Origin of the sequence: Pseudoxanthomonas sp. CF125 (assembly GCF_900104085.1) — a bacterium.
GTDB lineage: Bacteria > Pseudomonadota > Gammaproteobacteria > Xanthomonadales > Xanthomonadaceae > Pseudoxanthomonas_A.
In genome coordinates, this window is record NZ_FNLD01000003.1 from 687755 (window position 1) to 710696 (window position 22942).

Annotated in this window: 14 protein-coding genes and 2 pseudogenes; 1 reads left to right on the top strand and 15 read right to left on the bottom strand. The window is 63.3% G+C overall.

The annotated features are described in order from the left end of the window. Window positions 1-86: 86 nt before the first annotated feature. The 15 genes and pseudogenes from BLR66_RS16605 to BLR66_RS16680 all read right to left on the bottom strand — a co-directional run. On the bottom strand, window positions 87-449 hold the full coding sequence (locus BLR66_RS16605; RefSeq protein WP_093289628.1) for a gamma-glutamylcyclotransferase family protein: 363 nt from the start codon (window positions 447-449) through the stop codon (window positions 87-89). Between the two features lie 68 nt (window positions 450-517). Beyond that, complete coding sequence (locus tag BLR66_RS16610) at window positions 518-934, bottom strand: hypothetical protein (protein WP_093289630.1); 417 nt, start codon at window positions 932-934, stop codon at window positions 518-520. Window positions 935-1141: 207 nt separating this feature from the next. After that, on the bottom strand, window positions 1142-2509 hold the full coding sequence (locus BLR66_RS16615; protein ID WP_093289633.1) for an Hsp70 family protein: 1368 nt from the start codon (window positions 2507-2509) through the stop codon (window positions 1142-1144). 288 nt (window positions 2510-2797) lie between these two features. Further along, window positions 2798-3172 carry a hypothetical protein gene (locus BLR66_RS16625; protein WP_093289636.1) on the bottom strand — a complete coding sequence of 125 codons (375 nt, stop codon included), beginning with the start codon at window positions 3170-3172 and terminating at the stop codon, window positions 2798-2800. Window positions 3173-3263: 91 nt separating this feature from the next. Beyond that, window positions 3264-4115: a DUF4272 domain-containing protein gene (locus BLR66_RS16630; RefSeq protein ID WP_255402738.1), complete on the bottom strand. Its 852-nt coding sequence runs from the start codon at window positions 4113-4115 to the stop codon at window positions 3264-3266. After that, complete coding sequence (locus BLR66_RS16635) at window positions 4087-4575, bottom strand: GNAT family N-acetyltransferase (protein ID WP_093289642.1); 489 nt, start codon at window positions 4573-4575, stop codon at window positions 4087-4089. The genes BLR66_RS16630 and BLR66_RS16635 overlap by 29 nt, the downstream gene beginning before the upstream one ends. Before the next feature lie 145 nt (window positions 4576-4720). Next, a complete protein-coding gene (locus BLR66_RS16640) occupies window positions 4721-5812 on the bottom strand; it encodes a hypothetical protein (protein WP_093289645.1) in 1092 nt (363 codons plus the stop codon). Window positions 5813-5978: 166 nt separating this feature from the next. Beyond that, the gene (locus BLR66_RS16645; RefSeq protein WP_093289648.1) at window positions 5979-6248 is read right to left on the bottom strand and encodes a DUF2798 domain-containing protein; all 270 of its coding nucleotides are present in this window, start codon (window positions 6246-6248) and stop codon (window positions 5979-5981) included. A 227-nt stretch (window positions 6249-6475) separates the two neighbouring features. Beyond that, window positions 6476-7531 carry a glycoside hydrolase family 5 protein gene (locus tag BLR66_RS16650; RefSeq protein WP_093289651.1) on the bottom strand — a complete coding sequence of 352 codons (1056 nt, stop codon included), beginning with the start codon at window positions 7529-7531 and terminating at the stop codon, window positions 6476-6478. A 75-nt stretch (window positions 7532-7606) separates the two neighbouring features. Beyond that, window positions 7607-9070: an FAD-dependent oxidoreductase gene (locus BLR66_RS16655; protein ID WP_093289654.1), complete on the bottom strand. Its 1464-nt coding sequence runs from the start codon at window positions 9068-9070 to the stop codon at window positions 7607-7609. Window positions 9071-9287: 217 nt separating this feature from the next. Continuing rightward, a complete protein-coding gene (gltB, locus tag BLR66_RS16660; protein ID WP_093289657.1) occupies window positions 9288-13760 on the bottom strand; it encodes a glutamate synthase large subunit in 4473 nt (1490 codons plus the stop codon). A 200-nt stretch (window positions 13761-13960) separates the two neighbouring features. After that, a complete protein-coding gene (locus BLR66_RS16665; RefSeq protein ID WP_093289660.1) occupies window positions 13961-14290 on the bottom strand; it encodes an I78 family peptidase inhibitor in 330 nt (109 codons plus the stop codon). A gap of 30 nt (window positions 14291-14320) precedes the next feature. Continuing rightward, the gene (locus BLR66_RS16670; protein ID WP_093289662.1) at window positions 14321-14680 is read right to left on the bottom strand and encodes an I78 family peptidase inhibitor; all 360 of its coding nucleotides are present in this window, start codon (window positions 14678-14680) and stop codon (window positions 14321-14323) included. A gap of 430 nt (window positions 14681-15110) precedes the next feature. Continuing rightward, a pseudogene (locus BLR66_RS16675) lies at window positions 15111-15893 on the bottom strand (ribonuclease H-like domain-containing protein); the annotation flags it as partial. Between the two features lie 420 nt (window positions 15894-16313). Next, a pseudogene (locus BLR66_RS16680) lies at window positions 16314-18695 on the bottom strand (DEAD/DEAH box helicase); the annotation flags it as partial. Window positions 18696-19089: 394 nt separating this feature from the next. Here BLR66_RS16680 and BLR66_RS16685 point away from each other — a divergent pair. Beyond that, on the top strand, window positions 19090-22833 hold the full coding sequence (locus BLR66_RS16685) for a M48 family metallopeptidase (protein ID WP_093289920.1): 3744 nt from the start codon (window positions 19090-19092) through the stop codon (window positions 22831-22833). Window positions 22834-22942 lie beyond the last annotated feature (109 nt).

Genomic DNA, 22942 nt, shown 5'->3' on the forward strand with positions numbered 1-22942 from the left:
GAATCCGTGGGTGAAGGAGAGAAGACAGTCTAATTCTGTCATCCCGAGCGCAGCGAGGGATGACCTTCGACTTGTTCGGAACTTCCTTAGCCGCCACCAGACGGATTCTGAGACAAGTCGTTTCCACTAAGGGCGTAAATATAGGCCTGAACAATAGCGCCGGTTTCGAGCTTTGCCGGGACCAGCATGCGCACATAACCTTCGCCCTCGAACTGATCGAGGTGCGCCCAATGCGCGCCCAGCTCATCGGAGGAAAAGACGAATCCCGCGACCTCGTCGCCGCCTTCATCCACCACGATGCCCGGATAGCCGATCGCCGCTCCCCAGCCTTGTTGACGCAACGCGCCTCTGACTGTCGCCGCCTCCCAGGTGCCGGGAACCTCAGCCAGCACGTGCGCATTCGGGCGGCCGGGTGCGAGCGAACCGTAGACGAAGAGCCGGTCGGTCATTGAATTCTCAAGGCAGTCAGCGTCTGAGCCGAGCCGGCCCGCCAAGCGGGTCCGGCCGGAGCGGGCTGTCAGTTACCACTGATGTTCACATTCCATTCTTGGATTGGTACGTCGGTGCGCTCTACGACAAGTTCTTCGATGATTTGCTGTTCCGTGGTCAGCTGCGTCTTCCCCTGCGCAACAGGTTCTATGGCGCTGTCCGCGTCGCGCCAGGCGACAGTGACCCGCAGATCCCATTGCTCGTTGGCGGAGTTGAAGCGTGGCCTGGACAAGCGCGCCCATAGAATGCGGCCGTCCTTTATCTTGGCGCGCAAAAGCGGGATCCGGTTCTTCTCGAACAAGCCGATGAACTGCAGCTCTTTGCCGGGCTTGATCCAATAAGTCTGCTCGACGACGAAGGGACTACGTGCCGCTGGATCCTGCTGCGCCGCGGCGCTCAACGGCGTCAATGCGAGGGCAAGTATGAGGGGGGCAATAAAACGCATGCGACAGAATCTCCCTGGCGACTAACGCCTGAATTCAGCTGAATCGGAGTGGGATGGAAGCTGGATGCAACTGTAGCCGAAGGCGCGCGCTTAGGCACGGCTTCATGACTTGAGTGAAGACCATCGCTGACCAAGGTGAACGCCGACGCGAAAACATACCGATATGCAGCAGCGGCGAGTCGGCGGGCGGTCAACGCCGGCCGGAAATCAGTTCAACCCGCCCGGCGCGTGATCGGCCAGACCCGAAACGACTCCCAGCGAGGGATCCCCGAACACCAGTCTCACATTGGGGAATGCTTCCCGCACGACCGCTTGTACATACGGCGCGCGCGACATGCCCCCGGTCAGGAAAATGCTGTCGGGGCGCGCTTCCAGCTCGCTCGCCACTTCGCGCAGCAGCCGCTCCAGCCGGCTCAGGAAATCCACGCTGGCGATCCGCAGATCCTCGCGACTGGCGGCGACCGACAACGCCGCATCGATATAGTCCAGCGCATGCCGGCTGTCGTCGTGTTCGCTGAGCCGGATCTTCATGGACTCTACCGCGCGATACAAACGGGTGGTGCCGCCGTCGTGCTGCAAGGTCCGCAGCCGCGCGTTGTAAGGCGCGGGCACTTCGCTGAAATCGCGTTTGTGGAAGGCGCGCTGGCGCGGCATGTCCTGGACCATGGCCGCATCCACGAAATGATGCGCAGGCACGCGGGTATCGCCGCGTCCGAACAGCGGCATGAAGTGGGCCATGCTCAGGGCCAGGTCCACGTCGGTGCCGCCATTGGGCAGGCCCCAGGCGCGATGGATCACCGGCGCCTGGCTGCCGCCGACCTGCGCATGGGCGATATCGGTGGTGCCGCCGCCGACATCCACCACCAGCGTGGAATGCCGGGTATCGCTGCCGGCGTGGTAATGCAGCGCGGCGGCGGCGGGTTCTTCCAGGAAGTCCACCGCCTCGAAACCGGCGATCTGCGCGGCTTCGGCCAGGATATCCAGCGCCTGCTCGCCGCCTGCAGGACCCAGCGAACTGCGGAAGCGCACCGGCCGCCCGATCGTGGCCAGGCGCACCTCGGTGCCCAGCTGCCCGCCGGCGGTCAGGCGAATGTGTTCAAGAATCTGCGCGGCGATGCCGGTGATGGTCTTCCGCGCGCGTGGCAGCAGGTCGTAGCCCAGCATCGATTTGGGCGACTGCACAAGGTGGCCGCTGCCTTCTTCCAGATAACGGTCGATGGCGTCCTCGCCGAACACCGCATCGTCCAGATCCGCCGCCGCGTCCTCGGCTTCCTGCCTTTGCGTCTCCAGCCATTGCCTGCGCACGATCTGCACGGCATCGCGGTGCAGCTGCGCATCGCTGCGCGGAATCACGCCGCTACGGGTCTGCTCGACCTTGGCCGCCCGCACCAGCGCCGCGACTTCGCCTTCCAGCGCGGTGGTCAGACGGAAATCGGCGGGGTCCGGCAGGGCGGTGGGAAAGAACACCGCGGTACGGAACTGCGGCAGTCCGCCGAAGCGGATGTGCTCCAGCCGCCCGCCGATGCGCGCAGCCGCAGCCGAGTAGCTGGTGCCGAAGTCGATGCCGATTCTCATGGGGGATGGGGGCTTGCGCGCGGGGGCCGGCGATTCTACGTGGTACGGACGTGCGCGTCGCGAGGAGATCGCAATCCAGGCATGAGCTTGGCCAAAGTCAGACATCAACGCCCGAATCGGGCCGGCCCAATTCGCGGGGTCGGCTTGAAAGAATTCTGGACCTCAGTTCTGGGGAAGCAGCTGCGGATTCCACAAGACTTCCCACAAATGCTGGTCGGGATCCTGGAAGTATCCTGCGGAACCGCCCCAGGACGTGTCATGGGCGGGCCTGGCGATCACGGCACCGGCCTAAATGCCTTTGGCATCGGCGTAGGCGATCCAGGTGCCGCAGATCACAACAAAATAGACCAGGCCAGCCACGGAAATTATCTGCGACCGCCGTAAATGCGGGTGAAGCTTGCCGACGTTTGCGGCGTACACCAGCAGACCGACCTTTCCGATGCTGCGGCCGTCAGCAGCGGCCTGCCCGGCAATCAGCATGAAGTGATGCATGGCGAATACGAAAGGAAACAGAACAATGGCCTGGATGGCTGCGACCACCCACGCCACCGGAAACCCGAACGGTTCACGGCCGAAAGCTTTGGCAAGCACGGGCTGCACGTCCGGCGAGAATACGGTGCCGATGATCACGACGTAGATCACTGCCGGAAGCGCATAGCTCATTCTGCTTTTATGAGGCATCGGTGATGATCCGTTTGGCGCATGCCGTCCAGGTTAAGCCGGTCAGCGAAGCGGCTCCGGTGCGAATGAATTCTCAGGTATCCGTAGAGATATCATCCCACTCCTGCCCCATGTAGCCGATGAGCCAGTTAAGCGCATAGTGCCGCTCCATGGTTACGCCGGGCTCCAAGCCAGCAGGTGCCGGCTTGCCATTGATCCGCGCATCCACCACGGCCCAGTGATACCGATAGATCAGATCGGCTTGCTCCGCCACCTCTTCGGTGGATCGCAGCTTGGCGTCCGCGATGAATTGCTCGGCGGATCGCTGCTGCATGATCTTGACGGCGCGGGGTACGTCGCAGATCGCCGTTGGTTTCGACAGATCTTCCACATAGCCCAGCGCCCACAATAGCGTCCATGCCGTCTCATAGCGCCACGAAAACTGGACACGGTCATGATCGGAAGGCGAGGCCTGACTGATGAAGGCGGCCTCCTCGGGGCTGAAGTGCTCTTTCAACCGATAATCTTGGACGAGCTTGTCGACCGATGCTTGGTCCAGCCCTTCGCCTTTCACCGCCACGACGAGGAGCGCCATGGCTCGCCACGCCACTTCGTCCCTGGTGCGGCGTTTCATTTCGCCAACGTCTTCGATGGCAGGAAGCGATTCATTCACCGGTACGCCTTCCAATGCGAGACGCGCATCGGAGCGATCTTTCCGCTTGAGAGCATCGGCAGTAGCGCTGGTTTCTATGGACTTGATCCGTTCTTTCCGTTCTTGAAGATCGGGCGTGTCTTGCGCGCACGTGCTGGTCGATAGGGCGGCAAAAACGACCAACAGGAAACGATATCGCATAGGAGATACCTGGTGCTTGGACCAACCCGCGCCGCTTGGGTGTGGATTCGGTTGGAATGAATTGTCAGGCTTGCCTTTCGAAGCGCTGCTCATTGACTTGTTTTCCCCACTGGTTGCCGGCTTGCTGGTGAACCAAGCGAAAGCCGTGCCTTTCATAGAGATGCCTGGCGGTCTCCAGGCCCTCGAACGTCCAAAGGTAAACGCGACGAAAGCCTTGCGCAATGCAATGCTCCATGGCGTGGTCCATCAGTCTGCTTCCGATTCCTGTCCCGCGCGTTTCCTCGGACGCGATGAACCAACGGAGGTGCGCACCTTCCTCTTCGGCATGGGATCCGTCTATGGCGATGGACCCCTGTATTTTGCTTCCTTCCACGGCCAGCCAGATTCCATCGCGTCCGGCCTGGTACTGCTCGAAGAAAGCGACCAACCCGCCAGCAACCTTCGCTTCGAAGTGGAGGCCAAACCCGGCAAGGCGGCTGTAGTAGTCGGCGTGGAGTTCGGTAATGCGCCCGATGCAGCCGGGCACATAGCCCTGTTGTACGGTGAGTGCCATTGACGCGCCTTTGCGAACCTAATACCTGGACCAAGCCGAGTCGAGAAAGTGGGTTCGATTTGAATGAGTTTCCAGACTTTACCTCATGCTGGCCCCAGCGGATCGAAGCACCGTAGCCCGCTGCTGGTCCACGCACGCCCGGCCTTCAAGAAAATGGAAGCGCTGCATTCTTGGGAACCAAGATGCTGCACCAATTGATTGCACTTGGGCTATACGCAATCAAGTCCGTGCCATTGAACAGCACATCAACCTTCTTCTCATCCAGGCCAGATAGATTCTGCTTCGCCGTCAATGAAAGTTCAGCGAATGGCTCTCCGTTATCAAGGCCGCAAAGAACAATTCCATTTCCTTTTGGGGGTCTTATCGTACAGTACCGATTGCAGTGACTGACCTGCAATGCGCCATGCGGCAAGGACGCTACCGACTCGGCCTCGAATCGGCTGACTGACGGTGATTTTTCCTGCTCTTTGCCGGAAATAGAACCGACCCACGTTTTACTTGCAGGATCCTGCTTCATGCCATACCGGACGATGTAGTTGGCGTCACCTCTTGCAAGGGTCGCCTTTGTCGACTCACCCCCTATCGTGCTGGCAATTATCTGGTCCCCGATGAGTGTCAATCCACGGAGGTTCAAGAAACTCACAAGCGGAGGAAGGTTTCCGCCCATTGCATCCAGAACTATGCGGTCTTCCAGCTCGCAGAGAGGAGAGTTCCAGAAGAAGTCCTGTCCATCGAACTCAAGAATGGTGAAATACCGCCCTGCTCGTACAAAACCAGAATCAGAGAGTTTCACCAAAAATTGACTGCCGGACAGTTGGTGAACAGAAAGGATGGCCGGCATCCGTCGAAACTTGCCGTCGTTTTCTATGATCTTTGGATCATCCCGCAATATCTCCCAATTGCGGACTCGATACGTTTTCTTGCGGTCAGAACGCCAATCGGGCCAGTGGTGGCAAAGATGGGAATCGAAGATCGCCACGCCGGTTGTCCAGCGAAACCATGGGTAGCTGTAAGTCGGATGCTTCAACTCGGCGACGAGGGGAGCGTCGATTATTCTTCCGCTTCGATCAAGCGTGTATATGGCCGGCGAATACGGATCCGCCGTGAGCTGACCGATCACGGCAAGTCTCTCGCTGTCGAAGTGCTCGATCCGCATCGTGCTGATCAGTCCATTGTCCAGTGAGATCGTCTTTACTATCTCTGTTCTTAGAGTGATGCGGCTGGTCACGGTATCCATTAGGCAGCTCCGTCCGCGAACGACTCATCCGCGAGTGAGTGATCAAGAACCGCCAGTCCAGAAGTTGGAATTTGGAGAATGTGCATGGTGAATTCTTGGAAGACGCTGCGCTCTACCCGGGTTGCGCGGCCGCGCTCTACTCGGGCTACGTCACTTGGATGAACCGTCAGGCTGCTCGCACGAGTGCCGCTGTAGCCTTGCGCACCACAGGCAACACTAACAGCAGCACGGGAAATGCGATAAGCCACGACACCCCCCAAGCGCCGAGCCACTTGGATGTGAACTGAGGTGACATGCCAATGCCTTTGAAGGTGCTGATAAGGGACACGATGCATGTCATGAGGATAGACAGCATCAAAGGCATGACCAACGAGCCGTAGCGCGCGGGAAGCTTGGGAATACCGAAGACGATGGTGGATTTGTTTGAAGCGTTCATGAGCGATCTCCTAGATCCGGTCAAGCAAAGGCGCCTTTCGCCCGCGAACAGGCAAACAGCCCCGGCAATGCCGGAGATGAGGGGCGCGTTGGTTGACGTGAACGCTTACGGCCGACCGCGAGAACCACGATGACGGAGGGCATGTTAGAAACTGCGGCGCGTCTTGGCAAGAGCAGCCTAACCCCCGGCTATCAGAATTTTCATGCAATCCTGCTCGCGCTTTCGTTTCAATCCGTAACCCGATGCGCCTTCTTCGAAAGCACCGTCATCTGCGGTTTCTCATTCCCTTCCTTGTCCGGCTGCACGTTGAACGGATAGTCCGGCTTCCACCACGCGCCGCCGGCCCAGTAGGTCCAGCCCAGCCACACATCGGCGTTGGTTTCGATGTGCTCCAGCATCGACTCCAGCGCAGCCATGCAGACCGGGTCGCTGCCGGCGGCGAACTCGCCAAGGAAACCCTGCTTGTGGTGCTCGCGTAGCCAGGCAGTGAAACCCTGCAGCTTCTGCACACCGATCTGCTCGCTCTGGCATTGGCCGGAAGTACCCGAATAATCCGCGTCCAGATACTGATGCGCCTCGAACGCAATGCGATTGGCCGAATCGGTGATCGCCAGCAGCGCCTCGCCATTGGACGTGCCTCCGTACCAGGCGCCGTTCCAGCTGTGCGCGCCGCTGTACGCGGTGCCCGGCACCAGTACCAGATTATTCGCGCCGGCAGCGCGGATGGCGTTCAAGCCGGCCTGCGCGGCATCGGCCCAGCTCTTGGCGTCGATGCCGTTGGGCTCGTTCATCAGGCCGAAGATCACCGAGTCGTCGCCTTTGAATTCGGCGGCCAGCTTGCTCCAGAAATCCGCGAAGACCGCGACCGGAGTTTCCGCCGTGCCGATCCGGCTGCCGTAATACTTGGCGTAGTTGTGCACGTCCAGCACCACGCGCAGATTCTGCGCCTTGGCCCGCTTCACCGCGGTCTGCAGATAGGACAGCTGCTGGCTGTCCAGCGCGCCGTTGGCCTGCGGCTGCAGCCGTTCCCACAAGAACGGCAGACGGATCACATTCATGCCCTTGGAAGCGTAGTAGGCGTAGTCCGACTCGCTGGGGTAGGTGTAGTCCTTGTAGAGCACGCCGGGTTTTCTCGACGAATTGAATTCGGCGCCGGCCAGATTGACGCCGGCGTATTCCAACACACGTGTGGTTTGCGCCGAAGCCGGACTCAGGTTGGCCGACAGCAGGAGCAGGCAAGCGACGATGGCGATCCGGCAATGAGGAAGAGCATGCAAGCGCATGATCGATTTCTCCGTTCACGACGCAACGACCTTAGCATCGTGGACTACGACGGGCAGTGGAGCCCGTCGCAAAGTTCAGGAAAGCAGCATCTGCGCGATGCTTCCGGCCGCATCGCGGCCTTCGGCCACCGCCGTCACCACCAGGTCGGCGCCGCGCACCGCGTCGCCGCCGGCGAACAATTTGGGATTGGTGGTCTGGAACGGCAGGCGTCCGCTCTCGTCGGCGATACCGCCGCCGACCACGATGCGTCCATTCGGGCTGCCTTCCACGCCCTGCGCGGCCAGCCACTCCGGCACCGTGGCCGAAAAACCGAAAGCGATGATGACGATATCCGCTTCCAGCAACGATTCGCTGCCTTCGATCGGTACCGCATTGCGGCGCCCGCGCTCATCGGGTTCGCCGAGTTTCGTTTCCACCACCCGCACGCCGGCCACGCGGTCGTCGCCATCGCTTTCGATCAGCAGCGGCTGGCGGTTGAACAGGAAACGCACGCCTTCCTCGCGCGCATTGGCCACCTCGCGCGCCGAGCCGGGCATGTTGGCTTCATCGCGCCGGTACGCGCAGGTCACCTTGGCCGCGCCCAGGCGGATGGCGCTGCGCACGCAATCCATGCCGGTGTCGCCGCCGCCCAGCACCACCACGCGCTTGCCGCTCATATCGGGCAGCTGCATGGTGTCCTCCCAGCCGGCGATAGGCCGGCCCCAGGGATCGTTGCCGCTGACGATGCGCCCGTTCTGCACCAGGAACGGCAACGCCGGCAGCACGTTCTTCAGGTCCTGCCCAGGCAATCCGCCATCGGTGTAGCGATAGGCACCGGTGCCCAGGAAAACCGCGTCGTAATCGGCCAGCAGTTCCTCGATGCCGAGATCCTTGCCGATCTCCACGCCCAGGCGGAACTCCACGCCCATGCCTTCCAGCACCTGGCGGCGGCGCGCGATGATGCTCTTCTCCAGCTTGAAACTGGGGATGCCGAACTGCATCAGCCCGCCGATCTGCTCGTAGCGGTCGAACACCACGGCGTGGATGCCGTTGCGCGCCAGCACGTCGGCGCAGGCCAGCCCTGCGGGTCCGGCACCGATCACCGCTACGCGCTTGCCGGTGGCGACGACTTCGCTCAGATCAGGACGCCAGCCCTTTTCCAGCGCCGCATCGACGATGTATTTCTCCACTGCACCGATGGTGACCGCGCCGAAGCCGTCCTCCAGCGTGCAGCTGCCCTCGCACAGACGATCCTGCGGACAGACGCGGCCGCACATCTCCGGCAGCGGATTGGTGGTGTGGCAGAGCGCGGCGGCTTCGTCGATGCGGTTCTCCTGCACCAGCTGCAGCCACTGCGGGATGGCGTTGTGCACCGGGCATTTCCAGCTGCAGTACGGATTGCCGCAGTCCAGGCAGCGCCCGGCCTGGTGCTGCGCCTCGGGCAGGGCGAACTTGCCGTACATCTCGCCCCAGTCGCCGGAGGTGCGCAGTTCCAGCGGGATGCGCTGGGGCATCTGGCGGGGGAGTTCTACGAATTGGAAGACTTGTTTGCGGCTCATGAGAATCTTTCCGACGTCGTTGCAGCGTTCTTCATCGACCAAAGACGAGTCACTCGAAAACTATCCGAGGTCATCCCAGCGAAAGCTGGGATCCATTTTGACTTTGCTTCTGCTTTTGCTTCTTTCGTTTTGGATCGCGCGAAGATCAAGATGGATCCCAGCTTTCGCTGGGATGACGTCGGCAAAATTTCGCGGTATGAGCGCGGGTAAAGGCCCATCACGCCGCTCTCCTCAACGACTCCGTCAACGACTCCAGACTCGCCGCCTTCGGCTTGACCAGCCAGAACTTGCCCACGTAGTCGCGGAACTCGTCCAGGATCTGCTGCGCCCAGATGCTGCCGGTGAGTTCGCGATGCCGCGTGACCAGCGTGTGCAGGTGCTGGCGATGGCTTTCGAAACCTTCCGGCGAGATGCGGTGGATGTCGATCAGCTCGTGGTTGTAGCGGTCGACGAAATCGCGGTCCAGGTCCAGCACGTAGGCCAGGCCGCCGGTGAAGCCGGCGCCGAAATTCAGGCCCACCCTGCCCAGCACCATGACGATGCCGTCGGTCATGTATTCGCAGCAGTGGTCGCCCGCGCCTTCGATCACCGCCAGCGCGCCGGAGTTGCGCACCGCGAAACGTTCGCCCGCGCGTCCTGCGGCGAACAGCTCGCCGCCGGTCGCGCCGTACAGGCAGGTGTTGCCCAGGATGGCGGTGTTGCGCGCCTCGAAGCGCGCACCGCGCGGCGGGCGCACCACCAGGCGGCCGCCGGCCATGCCCTTGCCCACGTAGTCGTTGGCTTCGCCTTCCAATTCCATCAACAGACCGCCGGCGTTGAACGCGCCGAAGCTCTGCCCCGCCGTGCCGCGGAAACGCAGCTGCAAGGGCGCATCGCTCATGCCAAGGTTGCCGTGCGCGCGGGCGATGGCGCCGGACAGGCGCGTGCCGATGGAGCGGTCGGTGTTGTGGATCAGGAAGCGCTGGTCGCCGCCCGATTTGTCGGCGATGGGTTTGGCCATCAGGCCGTCGAGCTGCGTGGCCAGGCTGTCCGGCGATTCGTACAGACGCTGCGCGGCGCAGTGGCCGCTATCCTGATGCACGTGCTTGAGCAGGCGCGACAGGTCCACATGCACGCCGGGCCGCGGCGACACCTCGAGTTGCTGCAGCAGGTCGGTGCGGCCGACGATTTCGTCCAGCGAACGCGCGCCCAGATACGACAGCCACTGCCGCACTTCCTCGCTGAGCAGGCGGAAGAAATTCTCCACCCGCTCCGGCAGACCGGTGAAGTGCTTGGCGCGCAGATGTTCGTCCTGCGTGGCCACGCCGGTGGCGCAGTTGTTCAGATGGCAGATGCGCAGGTATTTGCAGCCCAGCACGATCATCGGTGCAGTGCCGAAACCGAAACTGTCCGCGCCAAGCAACGCTGCTTTGACCACATCCAATCCGGTCTTGAAGCCGCCGTCGGTTTGCAGCACGGTGCGGTCGCGCAATTGATTGGCGACCAGCGCCTGGTGCGATTCGGCCACGCCCAGTTCCCACGGCACGCCGGCGTAACGGATCGAACTCAACGGGCTGGCGCCGGTGCCGCCGTCATGGCCGGAAATGGTGATCAGGTCCGCGCCGGCCTTCACCACGCCTGCGGCAATGGTGCCGACGCCGGCATGCGACACCAGCTTCACCGAAATCAGCGCAGTCGGATTCACCTGGCGCAGGTCGAAAATCAACTGGGCCAGATCCTCGATGGAATAGATGTCGTGATGCGGCGGCGGCGAGATCAAACCGATACCCGGCTTGGCGTAGCGCAGCCGCGCGATCATCTCGTTGACCTTGTGGCCGGGCAGCTGGCCGCCTTCGCCGGGCTTGGCGCCCTGCGCGACCTTGATCTGCAGCACTTCGGCATTGACCAGGTATTCGGGAGTGACGCCGAAACGGCCGGACGCCACCTGCTTGATCTTGCTGCGCTTGGCGGTGCCGTAGCGCGCGGGATCTTCGCCGCCTTCGCCGGAATTGCTGCGGCCGCCCAGGCGGTTCATGGCGATGGCCAGCGCTTCGTGCGCTTCGGGCGACAGCGCACCCAGACTGATCGCGGCGGTGTCGAAGCGGCGCAACAGGTCGCTGGCGTCGGCAACTTGATCCAGCGGCGTCGGTGCATCGGCTTTTTTCAGTTGCAGCAGATCGCGCAAGGCCGAAGGCGGGCGCGCATGCACGAAATCGGCGTACTTCTGCCAGTCGGCGGGTTCGCCGGTGCGGGTGGCGTGTTGCAGCGACATCACCACGTCCGGGTTGTACATGTGGTACTCGCCGCCGTGCACGTACTTGAGCAGGCCGCCGATCTCCTGCTTGTGCAGGTCGTTCCAGGCGTTGCGGGTCAGCTGGCGCGCCTCCACGTCCAGCCGCGCCAGATCCACGCCGCCCACGCGCGAGGCGGTGTCCGGGAAACACAGATCGATCACGTCCGGCTGCAGGCCCACGATCTCGAACAACTGCGCGGCGCGGTAGCTGGCGATGGTGGCGATGCCCATCTTGGAGATGATCTTGGACAGGCCCTTGTAGATGCCCTTGCGGTAGCTGCGGCCGATCTGCGCCTGTTCGCCGCCCTTCTTCAGGTGCAGGATGCCGCGGCGGCCCAGATCGAACAGAGTCTGGTAGGCCAGGTACGGATACACCGCGGTCGCGCCGAAACCCAGCAGGCAGGCGATGTGGTGCGGATCGCGCGCGGTACCGGTTTCGATGATCAGGTTGACGTCGCAGCGCAGGCCGACGCGGGCCAGGTGGTGGTGCACCGCGCCGGTGGCGAGCAGGGCGTGCACCATCGGCCGTTCGGCCACCGGGTAGCGGTCGCTCAGCAGCAGCATCACCATGCCGTCGCGCGCGGCCTGCTCGGCCTGGGCGCAGATGCGTTCGATGCCGGCCTTCAATCCTTCTTCGTGCGAATAGGACAGGTCGATCAGCGCGTTCTTCTCGTCGTACGGTTGCATCTTCAGCAGCTGGCGCAATTTGCGTTGCGAGAGCACCGGCGAATTGAGGATCACGTGGTTCACCGTTTCCGGGCCCGCGTGGAAGATGTTGGTTTCCTTGCCCAGCTGCGTGGTCAGCGACATCACGCAGTCTTCGCGCAATGGATCGATCGGCGGATTGGTGACCTGGGCGAAGGCCTGGCGGAAGTAGTCGTACAGCGGGCGCGTCTGCCGGCTCAGCACCGCCATCGGCGTGTCGTCGCCCATCGAGCCGGTGGCTTCCTGTTCGGTCTCGGCCAACGGCCGCAGCACGAACTCCACTTCTTCGTTGGTCAGCTGGAACAGCTTGTGATAGCTGCGCAGGGTCTTCTCGTCGAACGGTTCTTCGACCAGCGAAGGGTCGATCAGTTCGGTCTGCAGATAGGTCACGCCGTGCTGCAGCCACTGCTTGTACGGCGCGCGGCCACGGTTGATGCGGTCGATGGCCTCGCTGTCCAGCAGATCGCCGCGCTTGAGATCGATGGCCATCATTTCGCCCGGGCCCAGCTTGCCCTTGCGCACGATGCGCTCGGCCGGCAGTTCCCACACGCCGGCTTCGGAGGCGACCAGGAAATGGCGGTCGGAGGTCAACAGCCAGCGCGCCGGGCGCAGGCCGTTGCGGTCCAGCATGCAGGCCGCGTAACGCGCATCGCAGGCGACGATGCCGGCCGGGCCGTCCCAGGGTTCGCTGTTCAAACCGTAGAACTCGTAGAAGGCGGCCAGGTCGGCGTCCTTGAACTCCAGCGATTGGGTGGCCGGCGGAACCAGGATGCGCAACGCCTGCAACAGATCCATGCCGCCGGCGATCATCAGCTCCAGCATGTTGTCCAGACTCTGCGAGTCGGATCCGTGCATGGAGATGACCGGGTCGAACTCGGCGATGTCGAAACGCGGCGTCTTCCACACCTTGCTGCGCGCCTGCGCCCAGCGGCGGTTGCCTTCGATGGTGTTGATTTCGCCGTTGTGGGCGAGCAGACGGAACGGATGCGCCAATGGCCAGCGCGGCAGCGTATTGGTGGAGAAACGCTGGTGGAACACGACCGCGCTGGCGGCCAGATCGCTGCGCTGCAGATCAGGGAAGAAGGTGGACAGCTTGTCCGGCAGCACCATGCCCTTGTAGCCGATGGCGTGCGGGCTGAGCGTGACTACGTAGAAATCGGCGGCGCTGTCGCCCAGCAGTGGTTCGCGCAGGCGCTGTTCGGCGCGGCGGCGCGCCAGGAACAGGGCCAGCGCGAAGGCCTCGTCGTTGTGGTCTTCGCCGGCGTCGACGAAGACCTGCTCGATATGCGGCAGCGTGTCTTTCGCCAGTTGCCCGCACACCGAATCGTCGGTGGGCAGTACTCGCCAGCCTTGCAGCTTGACGCCGGCGCGCTGGAATTCTTCCGCAAGAACGGCGCGGCACTGCGCGGCCTGTTCGGTATCGCGTGGCAGGAATACCAGTCCGGCGGCATAGCGCTGGCCGACGCTCAGGCCGGCTTCCTTGGCCAGCGCACGCAGGAACGCATCGGGTTTGCGGATCAGCAGGCCGCAACCGTCGCCGGTCAGGCCATCGGCGGCGACGCCGCCGCGGTGGGTCATGCGCGACAGCGCGGAGATGGCGGTATCCACCAGCGAACGCGACGGCTGGTCATCGAGTTGCGCGACCATGCCGAAACCGCAGGCGTCGCGTTCGTCGTTCGGATCGTAGAGTCCCTGGCTATGGCTGGGGGCCATCGTATTTCTCAACCGGATTAAGGCTGCCGGCGCGTGCCGATCAGCGAAGTGACGGCGACACCGCACCCTGCGCAAGCGGCGCTACTGAATGTCTCCGGAAACTCGACTAGAACATAGATGTTGCGGTGCCGCAACACGAGCGGGATGCGGCCCGGTTAGTTACATCGGCAACTTTTCTCCGGTCGTTGCCGGACTTCAATTCAACTGCAATTGACGCTGGCGATCTTGCCTTCGGCATCCAGCACCAGATTCAGCCTGCCCACCCTGAATTCCTTGGTGATGGGCTGGTTGTGCCTGAGTACGCGCACTATTTCGGCGCCGGCGGCGGTGCGCGCTCGCTCCTGCGTTTCCGGCGTGGGCAGCTGGCCGACCGCGTCGGCGACCTTGCCTGCGTCGCAATGCGCGGAAGAGGTGGCGTCGACGGCCGGGGCCGGCGGCGCAGCCGCGCTGTCCGGTGCGGGAACCTGTGCGCACGCGGACAGCGCCAGGGCCAGGGCTGGAGCGACAAGGAGCGGGATGGGTTTTGCCATGGCGTACCTCCCGGAGCAAGTCGGCGGCTGTCAGCCGCAGCGGATCGCGGTCACCGTGCCGGCGTCGTCCAGGTCCAGGTTCAGCCGGTTGCCGTTGAATTCCATCGTCACCATCTGGTTGGGTTTGAGCGTGCGCGCGGTCTCGGCGCCGCTGTCCTTGCGCGCCTGCTCCACCTCGGCCTCGGTGACTTTCTTGCCGACCGCCCACTGCGCCTGCGAGTCGTCGCAGGCAGTGGCCGCCGCCGGCGGTGTCGGCGGCGCCGGCTGAGCGGCTTCCTCGGCGCGCTCCTCGGACTGGGCCACGGCCTGTTCCTGCTCATCGGGTTTGGATGTGCACGCGGCGAGGCACAGGGTCAGCAAGGCGGCGGCTGGCAACAGAAGTCGGGACATGCGTGGCTCCGGAGAAGAGGATGGGCTGATTCAAGCATCCCGCATCCGGCATTCGCAAGGCGTTAACCGGTAGGACGCCGCTCAATCCACTGTACAAATCGGCCGAAGGCGTCGCCGATTCTGGCAGGACGGCGAAATGGAGCGGCCGGCGTAGCCGGAACAGATCTCTCCAGCATTTGTGTCCATGCCTCGCCGGTGACTGCTGCGTACATCAGCGGGGTGGTGTTGCCGGCGGTGGGTAGGCCAAGGGGGTGAGGTCGATTGAAGCCCCCCTCCCGTCGGGAGAGGGGTTGGGGTGAGGGTACGGCGGAGCGAGAGCGGCGCAAACATCATGGACTTCGCCGTACCCTCGCACCCCAAGGGTGCTTGCTACGCGCCACCTCGTATCGAGTACGGCGCAGGCTCTTCTCCAGATGGAAGAAGGAAGCGATCAAGGCGTCTCGACGAATGGCATCGTTTCTTCCCCAATCGCTTCTACTTCCACCAACCGCACCATCAGCAACGCCAGCGTCACTACATCCTGGTGGTTATGCGCGCACACACGCCGCAGGTTGCGAGCCGATCCGCCGCGCAGGTAGTTGAGCCAGGCCGCGGGCGCTTCGGAACCCGGGAGATCGTCCTCGCGCACGATGCGCAGCAATTCGCGCTCGATCGTCGCCAGGCGGCAGTTCTCCCAGGTGCCGCGATAGCGTCTGCGCGTGGGAAACAGCAGGTCCACATGATCTAGCGGCGTGATCGGGTCGTCCTTGCGCGCAAGGCGATAGCGCGTCTTCAGCAACGGCGAGTCGTAGCAGCGGCCGTTGTAGCTGGACAGCACGGTGGGCTTCTCTTGCAGCCAGCATGCGAAGGCATCGAGCATCGCCGCTTCGGCCGCCATCGTGGTCATCAGCAACTGGCGCACACGCAAGCCGTCGCCATGCCGGCTGTCGATATGCCAATCCGCGGCGCCGATCATGAAGGCGCGAGTGCCGGTGCCGCCGGCCAGTCCGGTGGTTTCGGTGTCGAAGAACAGCAGGTTGCGCGGGTTCAGCGATTGGTCGTGGCGCTTGGCGAACGCCAGTGGGAGATCGTAGTCCGGCGCGGGCATGGGCAAGTGGGTTTCGATCAGGCGCAGGCCTGGGGAGATTTCTTCTCCCGGGACTTCGCGGTCGGTGGATTTGTGTGAGCGCGGCGAAGCGGAGTTCTTTTCGCGGAGGCCCAGCAGCTTTCGCAGCGTATCGATGGATTGCGAAGCAGGCCGAGCCGCAGAGATACGCAATGCATCCGCGAGCGACGGGCCAGCCTCCTCCCTTGCGCGAAGCGCAGGGGAGGATTGAGGAGGGGTGCTCTTGATCTTGTTGTTGCTTTTCCCATCACTCGACGCAAAGTCTCCGGACGACTTCGCGCCAAGAGCACCCCTCCCCCTGAGCCGCTCGTCGCGGCTTCGAGCTCCCCTTGCTTCGCAAAGGGAGGGAGCAAGAGCGCCAGCTTCCCGCTTCAACGCCCGCAGCTTTTCCAGCGATACACTCACGCGGCGATCCCGAATGCCATGCGGAGGAGCGACGTGAGTCGCGACGTCTTCCTCCCTGAGAAACGATTCGGCATACCGCAGCTAACGAAATATCCTTCGCGACTCACGCCGCTCCTACTGGCATCACGCATCGATTTCACTTCCCAATAGTCCAAGCACCTCCAGCGCCAGCGACTTCGGCGTCGCCGATTGCTTGCCTTCGCTGGTCGCCAGCACCGGCCCCACGCACGCCGGGCAACCCGCCGCGCAATCGCAGCGACCCACCAGTTCACGCGCACGTTGCACCAGTTCGGCCTGCCGCCGCCATAACGGTTCGCTCAGGCCCACGCCGCCGGGGAAATTGTCGTACAGATACACGGTCGGCACGAACTGCTGCACCTCGACGGATGAACCTTCCGTCATCGGCACCGGTTTGCCGTCATCGTCCTGCGCACGGCCGTTGCCCTTGCCGTCCTGGGTCGCGAACCATGCCCCATCGCCATTGCCGACCGACTGCTGCAGGTCGCGCGCATCGGCCATCACCGCCACCGTCGCTACCACGTGCAATGCGTAGGCCGCGCCCAGAAAACCATCCAGCGCATCCTGCTTGGACGCGAACCCCTTCAGCAGCACCGTCTGCGGCAGCTGCCACCACACCGCGGTGGTGTGCAATTCCTGGTCCGGCAAATTCACCGGTCCATAGCCGATGTTCTCGTGCGTGTAGTAGCGGATCTTCTTGTAGCCGGCCACGCGCCGCACCACGTGCACTTCGCCGTGAATGCTGTCGCCGTCGCCGGCTTCGCAAGCTTCGAAACGCTCCAGCACTTTCAACTTGGTGAAATCGATGCTGTCGGTGTAGTAGTCCACATGGGTGCGGGTGACGTAGGCCTTGCGGCCTTCCCAGTCCAGCCGTTCGACCTGGTAGGGCGTGCTCTGCACCATGTGGATCGCGCCTTCGTACAGGGTGAGCGCGGCGGCTGAATAATCCACTTCGCAAAGGATAGTCTGGCGTCCGTCGGTCTTGTCTACGACTACGAAATTACCGTCGGCCACCGAGCGCAAGCTCACCGCTTGGGCCGGATAGCTGTCGGCGATCCATTCCCAGCGTTCGCCTTCGCGGTGTACTACTTCGGTTTCAGCCAGCGCTTCCAAATAGACAGAAGGATCGATCGGGCCGAACGGCTCATCGACCACGAACGGCAGTTCAAACGAACCGCAGCGAATGTGATCGAACAGAATCAGCGGTTGATCCGGAGCGATGCGCGCGTGTTCCGGCGGCGCATCGGCGAAGAAATCCGGATGCCGCACCACGTACTGGTCCAGTGGCTGCGAACTGGCCACCAGCACGCCCAGCGAAGGCTGCTGGCGGCGGCCGGCGCGGCCGAAGCGCTGCCAAGTCGCCGCCACCGTGCCCGGATAGCCGTTCAATACCACCACGTCCAGGCTGCCGATATCCACGCCCAGTTCCAGCGCGGAGGTGGCGATGATGCCGTCGATGCTGCCGGCGCGCATGTCGCGCTCGGCGGCGCGGCGTTCGGTCGGCAGGTAGCCGCCGCGGTAGGCGCGGATGCGTGGCGGCTTGCGCGGGTCATGGTCGAACACATCCTTCAGGTACTTGGTCAGCACTTCCACCATCAGTCGCGTCTGTGCGAACACCAGCGTTTTCAATCCCGACTTGATGGCGATGCGGGCGATGCGGTTGCTCTGCGAACGCGCCGAGGCGCGCAGGCCCAGGTCGGCGTTGACCACCGGCGGGTTCCACAGCAGTACGTGCTTGTCGCCGGTGGGCGCTCCGGATTCGGTGATCGCGCGCACGCGGTCCTCGATCAGCGCTTCGCAATGCGCTTGCGGGTTACCGATGGTCGCCGAGCACAGGATGAACTGCGGCCGCACGCCGTAGAAGGCGCAGATGCGCTTGAGCCGGCGCAGCACGTTAGCGACGTGGCTGCCGAACACGCCGCGGTAAGTGTGCACCTCGTCGATGACCACGTAGCGCAGGTTTTCGAAGAACTGCGCCCACTTGGTGTGGTGCGGCAGGATGGCCTGGTGCAGCATGTCCGGATTGCTGACCACGATGTCGCCATGCAGGCGGATCGCTTGCCGCGCATCGCCGGGCGTGTCGCCGTCGAAGGTGAAAGCCTTCACGCCCAATTCGCCGGCGCGGTTGAGTTCCAGCAACTCGGCGACCTGATCCTGCGCCAGCGCCTTGGTCGGGAACAGGTACAGCGCCTTGGCATTGCCGCTCATGGCCGCGGCCACCACCGGCAAGGTGTAGCAAAGCGATTTTCCTGAAGCGGTGGGCGTAACGATGGCGACATGTTCGCCCGCTTGCGCCGCGGTCCATGCTTCGGCCTGGTGGCTGTACAACCGGTCGATGCCGCGCGCCTGCAACGCGGCCTTCAATGATGCCGGCACGTCGTCGGGAATCGGCGCGTACCGCCCTTCGCGTCCGGGAATCATGAAGTTGCCGGTGATCCGGTCGGCATAGCGCTTGGCAAGCCGTTCGGTCAGCAGGCCGCCGTTCCGGCCCGCGTGGCCGTCGGCATCCAGCACCAGGGGATTGTCCTGTTCGTAAGTGCGCAGAGAGCGCGAGAGTTCGGTCATGCCAGGGCGCCTGGGGAAAGATGACAGTGGAGCCCCGTGCCGTCTCACCTGGTGCGACCGGTGCCCGGGCGGTCCGTACGGCCGGACTGATGGATTTTATTCGTGCGGTTAGGTAGTTTCGTCCCCGCAGATGCGGGGAGGGGTCCCCGGTTTGCCATTCCGTTCACCGCCGGTCCCGAGTACCGGGCCGGACGCGGGAACGGCATCACTACAGGGGATTGGACCAATGGAATCGCTCTATCCGGCCGGACCTGCATCGGTGCCTGCGGGCTTTACTTCGCCCAGCAAAAATTATCGCCGCCATGCATGGTTCGCCATGCTGGGCCTGCTCGGCTTCATGCTCGGTTATCTCGGTTTGCTGGGCTGGTTCGCCTGGACCAGCTATCGCCTGGTCGCCGGATTGCTGGCCGGTACGGGCGGCGGCGACGATGCGCTGGTGACCCTGGGCGCAGCGCTTTGCGCCGCCTTTCTTGCGTTCTTCATGCTCAAGGCGCTGGTATTCAACAAGCGCGCCAAAGTGTCCAGCCAGGACATGGAGCTCAAGCCGCAGGAGCAGCCGGAACTTTTCGAATTCCTGTACCGGCTGGCCGACGAAGCACGGGCGCCAAGGCCGCATCGCGTGTACCTGTCCGCCAACGTCAATGCCGGCGTGTTCTACGATCTGTCCCTGGCCAACCTGATCCTGCCATCGAAGAAGAATCTCGAGATAGGCCTGGGGCTTGTCAATGTGCTCAATCTGGGCGAACTGAAGGCGGTGCTGGCCCACGAATTCGGCCATTTCGCGCAACGCACCATGGCGGTGGGCCGTTGGGTGTATGTCGCCCAGCAGATCGCTTCGCATATCGTGGCCAAGCGCGATGCGCTGGATACGTTCCTGGCCACTCTGTCGCGGGTCGATTTTCGTATCGCCTGGATCGGCTGGATTCTTTCGCTGATCGTATGGTCGATCCGCTCGCTGGTCGAAATCGCCTTTCGCGCCGTAGTCATGGCGCAACGTGCGCTGTCGCGTGAGATGGAATACCAGGCGGACCTGGTATCGGCCTCGCTTACCGGCAGCGACGCCCTGGTGCATGCGCTGCATCGGCTAGGCGCGGCGGATGCCGCCTGGGGCAGGGCGCTGCAGTTCGCCAACAGCGAATTCCAGCAAGGCCGTCCGGTCAAGGACCTGTTCGCCGTCCAGACCCGGATCATCGAGCGCCTGCGCACGGTGCTGGCCGACCCGGCCTACGGCCAGTCGCCCACCGTGCCGCAGGACCGGAAGGACAGCCACCGCGTATTCCAGGCCGAGCTGGTGCAGCCGCCGCAGATGTGGTCTACCCATCCTTCGAGCACGGCGCGGGAAGAGAACCTCAAGCAGGTCTACGTTTCCTGTCCCATCGACGAGCGCCCGGCGTTGTGCCTGGTGCGCGATGCGCAATCGCTGAAGGAACAGGTAACGCTTCGCATGATGTCCAACCCGCCGGCGGAGTTCGCGCCGACCGAAGAATCCCTGCGCAGGCTGGACGAGGAATACGCCGCGCTGTCCTTCTCCCCGCGCTATCGGGGCAGTTACCTGGGTCGCTCATTCGTACGCAAGCACGCAAGAGTGGGCGATCTGTTTACAGGCACTGGGATTGGCGGCGACTTGCTGGCGCAGCTGGATGGGCTTTACCCGGAAACCCATGGCGAGGACATCGAGAAACTGCGCGACCTGGAGCAGCAGCGGGCCACGCTGGAAGCAGTGAGGCTCGGCGCTTTGCAGGCCGAGGGCGGAATGTTGCACTGGCGGGGCGCGCAGGTGTCGCGCAAGTCGTTGCCGTCGGTCATCGCCGAGCTGGAGAGCGAGCTGGAGCCGGTGCGCCAGGCGGTATTGGCGCACGACCAGCGTTGCCGTGGCCTGCATCTGGCGGCAGCCGAGAAGCTCGGTCCGGCATGGGTCGCGGCATTGCGAGGGCAAGTGCACGTACTGCACTACGCCGAGCATGCGCATGCCGACATCAGCGATGCCCATTCGCTGCTCGGCAACACCTACGCGATCGTCACTGCCGATGGACGCGTTTCCAAGGGCGAACTGCGCAAGCTGGTGGCGGCCTGCAATCAAGTGCAAGCTGGCCTCCAGGCCGTGTACGACCAAGCCGGGCAGGTAGTGGTGGACGCGCCGATGGCCGCCAAGCTGGGCGTAGCCACATGGCCTGAAATGCTGGAGCAGCCCTTCAGCCTGCCGCGCGCTTCGGAAGAAAACATCAATTCGTGGATCAAAGCGGTCGACAGCTGGACGCAAGCCACCTTGGGCGCTTTGTCCGCCTTGCGGCACGCCGCTCTTGAATCGTTATTGGCGACCGAAGACGAAGTCGCCCGCCAGCTGCGCAGCGATGCGCGTGAAGCGGAACCCGCGCAAGCGGCATCGGCACCCGGCGAGTACATCACCCTGTTGCCCGGCAAGGGCCGCCAGCTGCAACACAAACTGGGCTGGTGGGATAAATTCCAGACCGCGGATGGTTTTTTCCCCGGCGCGGCCAGAGTCGTGGTCGCCGGCGGCATCGTCGGCTCCGTGCTGCTGCTGGGCGGTGCGGTAGGCCTTTCCAAAGTAAACGTGTACAACGGCTTGGCGCGGCAGGTGACGGTAGAAATCGACGGGCAATCGTTGAGCCTGCAGCCATTCGGAACGGGCGTTCTGTCCGTGCCCAACCAAAACGTGCACAAGGTGGAAACCAAGACCAGCGATGGGGCGGTGGTGGAAAGCTTCGACGGTGATGCGCCCCCGGGCGCACCGCATCTGGTCTACAACATCGCCGCCGCGGCGCCGCTGATCGAATGGACCGCCAACTACGGTTCGGCCCCGGTGGTGCCGGAGCAGCGACTGGGTGCGCAGCGCTGGATCGAGACCCATGCCGAATACGTCTTCGCCGAACCGCCCGAATCCATCAAGACCAAGAGCGGCGACGGAGGAACCCGTTCGGTGCTATCCGGTTTCAGCAACGCTTCCCCTTCGCACATGTTGAGCGCCCTGAAAGGCCAGGAAGCGAAGGACGCCGCGGCCTTGATCGCCGTCCATGCAAAGTGGGACGCGGCTGATTCGCGCCATCTCGGAGAATGGCTGTGGCGGGCCCGGGAACATGACCCCGAGGGAAAAATCGTCGCCGAACGGCTGAAACGCAATCCGACCGAGATCGTATCGCTGCGCATGGAGCAGGAGTACGCCAAAGGCGCCGAGCACGATGCCGTTTGTGCACGGCACCGCGCACTCGCGGCGAAAACTCCCGATGCGGCGCCGATCAATTACATAGCCATGCGCTGCATCGCCGATCCGAAGGCCCGGGACGATGCGTTCGTAGCCGGCCATCTGCGCTGGCCGAAAGAGCCTTGGCTGACCATGGCGGCCGGCTATGTCTATGCGGAACGCGGGCTATGGGACCAGGCGCTTCCCTTGATGGAGCAGTCCAGCCTGATACCCGAGTTCGCGGAGGGAATAGCGCCCGATCTCGCCCGCCTGAAGCGCAGCATGCCGCAAGTTTCGCCCAGCCAGGTGGCCGCACTGGCCCAGCGTTCCAGTTATCTGGCAAACATGCTGGCTCTTGAAACCGGCGAAGGCACCAATGGCACGCCCTTCGCCGCCTATCGCTACCTGGGCGCGGGAGATCTGCCTAGCGCTCTGGGTATGGCCGCCTCCGACGACGAACTGTCGCAACGCGTGTTGCGGCTCGCCGCTGCGTCCGATGGCGCCACGCAGGACATGGTCGATCGGATGCTGGCCCTGCCGGTGAGTTCCGGCATCGATGAACTGACCGCTTGGACTTCGCTGGCCGTGGCCACGCGGGAACACCGCAACACCACGGCTTTGCGCGAGGCGGCATTGGCGTCCGATCCGGAAGAGGCTGCCGCTATCGCCAAATTCTTCGATGCGGTGCGCAGCGGCGCCGGTCGGGCGGAAGCGGAGACGGTACTGGGGGATGTCTCGTTGCGGGCTCGCGGGATTGCGTACAGCACGGCAGTCATCTTGAAGGGCACGCAATGCCCGGAAGCGTGGCGCGACTCGGCGAAAAAACTGCTCTTCTCTGCAGAAAGGCCGTACTTCTCCTGAACCGGCCAATGCGGATGGATGCGCAACAAAAAACCTGGGTTGCAGATGTCCGAGGTGCCCAACCTGGGTAGCGGCGTCCCTTTGCGAGCTTTCGAGCGGCCTGTATGAA